The organism is Arhodomonas sp. KWT, from assembly GCF_010993615.1.
This window is the reverse complement of record NZ_WNXE01000052.1, coordinates 1-2,456: the sequence shown is the minus strand read 5'-3', so window position 1 is coordinate 2,456 and position 2,456 is coordinate 1. Positions and strand designations below refer to the sequence as shown.

The 2,456-nt window shown below is 68.8% G+C and carries 2 protein-coding genes and 1 pseudogene; 1 reads left to right on the top strand and 2 read right to left on the bottom strand.

Going from position 1 to position 2,456, the window contains the following annotated elements; genetic code table 11:
• Nucleotides 1–143 (bottom strand): annotated as a pseudogene (locus G7A99_RS25430) (dihydroorotase); the annotation flags it as partial.
• Nucleotides 144–241: 98 nt separating this feature from the next.
• Between G7A99_RS25430 and G7A99_RS09885 the strand changes: the two are divergent.
• Nucleotides 242–1,540: an argininosuccinate synthase gene (locus tag G7A99_RS09885; RefSeq protein ID WP_163139857.1), complete on the top strand. Its 1,299-nt coding sequence runs from the start codon at nucleotides 242–244 to the stop codon at nucleotides 1,538–1,540.
• A gap of 61 nt (nucleotides 1,541–1,601) precedes the next feature.
• On the opposite strand, the gene G7A99_RS09880 is transcribed toward G7A99_RS09885, so the two are convergent.
• On the bottom strand, nucleotides 1,602–2,456 hold an 855-nt coding region (locus G7A99_RS09880), incomplete at its 5' end, for a methyl-accepting chemotaxis protein (protein WP_240466229.1).

Sequence of the window (2,456 nt, the reverse complement as noted above, 5' to 3'; positions counted from 1 at the left end):
CCGGTCACCGGCGGTGTCAGGTTGGGCATGATGATGGCGCGGCCGAACTGCCGTGCCGAGGCCGGGACGACATCGGCGAGCACGTCGCCGTCGCGCAGGTGCAGGTGCCAGTCGTCGGGGCGGGTGAGGGTGATCGTCTCCAAGGTCAGCTCCGTCGGGCTCGCTGAGAGGCGGCAGTGCGAATGGCCGTATCAGTATACAGACACGCGGGCGGTTGATTTGTCCCGGCGCGCGTTCGATCATGTCCGGTTTACGGTGCGGACGCGCGCGAGCGGGATGCGCGCACGGCCGATTCAGGTTCAGCGATTCTAGGGACGACTGCGCGATGAGTGACGTGAAAAAGGTCGTGCTCGCCTACTCCGGCGGGCTGGACACCTCCGTGATCCTGCAATGGCTGCGGGATACCTACAACTGCGAGGTGGTGACGTTCACCGCCGATCTCGGCCAGGGTGAGGAGCTCGAGCCCGCCCGCGAGAAGGCCGAGCGCTTCGGTGTCAACGAGATCTATATCGACGACCTGCGCGAGGAGTTCGTCCGCGACTTCGTCTTCCCCATGTTCCGCGCCAATGCGCTCTACGAGGGCGAGTACCTGCTCGGCACCTCCATCGCGCGCCCGCTCATCGCCAAGCGCCAGATCGAGATCGCCCGCGAGACCGGCGCGGACGCCGTCTGCCACGGCGCCACCGGCAAGGGCAACGACCAGGTGCGCTTCGAGCTCGGCTATTACGGCCTGGAGCCCGGAATCAAGGTGATCGCGCCCTGGCGCGAGTGGGACCTCAATTCCCGCGAGCGGCTGCTGGCGTACGCCGAAAGCCACGGCATCCCGATCGAGGGCAAGACCGAGGACGGCGGCTCGCCGTACTCCATGGACGCGAACCTGCTGCACATCTCCTACGAGGGTGGCGTGCTGGAGGACCCGTGGACGCCGAGCGAGGAGTCCATGTGGCGCTGGAGCGTCGCCCCGGAGCGCGCCCCGGACGAGGGTATGGAGCTGGACATCACCTTCGAGAACGGTGATCCGGTGGCCATCGACGACGAGCGCCTGAGTCCGGCGGAGCTGCTCTCGCGGCTGAACAAGCTCGGCGGCATGAACGGTGTCGGCCGCATCGACATCGTCGAGAACCGCTACGTCGGCATGAAGTCCCGGGGCTGCTATGAGACCCCCGGCGGCACCATCCTGCTGCGCGCCCACCGCGCGATCGAGTCGATCACTCTCGACCGCGAGTCCGCGCACCTCAAGGACGAGATCATGCCGAAGTACGCCGAGGCCATCTATAACGGCTACTGGTGGAGCCCGGAGCGCCGCGCCATGCAGGCGCTGATCGATGAGACCCAGCGCACCGTCAACGGCGTCGTGCGGATCCGCCTCTACAAGGGCAACGTCATCGTGGTGGGCCGCCAGTCGGAGACCGACAGTCTCTTCGACGGCAGTATCGCCACCTTCGAGGACGACGCGGGCGCCTACGACCAGAAGGACGCGGAGGGCTTCATCAAGCTCAACGCCCTGCGCCTGCGGGTGGCCGCCAAGCGCCGCGACTGAGGTCGGCACCGCCCGCCGGATGGCGGGCGGGTCCTTCCGCCACGGCCGCGGGATACCGCGCCTAGAATTGTAGCTTCGCGAGTTCGTCGGCCAGCTCCGAGACCAGTCCCCGCTGGCGTCGTGCCGCCTCCCGGATCCGCTCGACACCCTCGCGGGTCTCGCCGGCGACGTCCCGGATGCGCACCACCCCGCGATTGATCTCCTCCGCGGTGGACGCCTGCTCTTCGGCGGCGCTGGCGATCTGGGTGTCCATGTCACTGATGGTGTCCACCGAGCGGGTTATGGCGTTGAGGCTCTCGCCGGCCTCGGCGGAGCGGTTCACGGCGTTGTCCGCCTGGTTGCTGCTCTCGCCCATGCGCGCGGTGGCCTCGCGGGCGCCGCACTGGAAGCGCTCGGTGATGGTGCGTATGTGCTCGGTGGATTCCTGGGTGCTCGCCGACAGCCGCCGGACCTCCTCGGCGACTACCGCGAATCCCCGGCCCTGATCGCCGGCCCGGGCCGCCTCGATGGCGGCATTGAGTGCCAGCAGGTTGGTCTGCTCGGCGATGCCGTTGATGGCCTCGAGCACGCCGGCGATGTCGTCGGACTCGCTGGCGAGCCGTTCCACGGCGCTGCGCGTGTGCGCCAGCTCCCCGGCAAGGGCCTGGATGGCGTCCACCGTCGATTCCACCACCCGGCGGCCGTTGCTGGTCTCGCGGCTCGCCTCCGCGGCCGCGTCGGCTGCGGTTGCGGTGTTGTGGGCAACCTCCTGAACGGTGGCGACCATCTCGTTCATCGCCGTGGCGAGCTGCTCGGCATCCGCCTCCTGGGCGGCCATGCCGTTGCCGGCGGCGTCCGTGACCTCGTTGAGGGTGGCGGCGGAACGCTCGAGCTCGTCGCGCACGCCGGCCGCCTTCTGCAGGGCGCCGCGACAGGT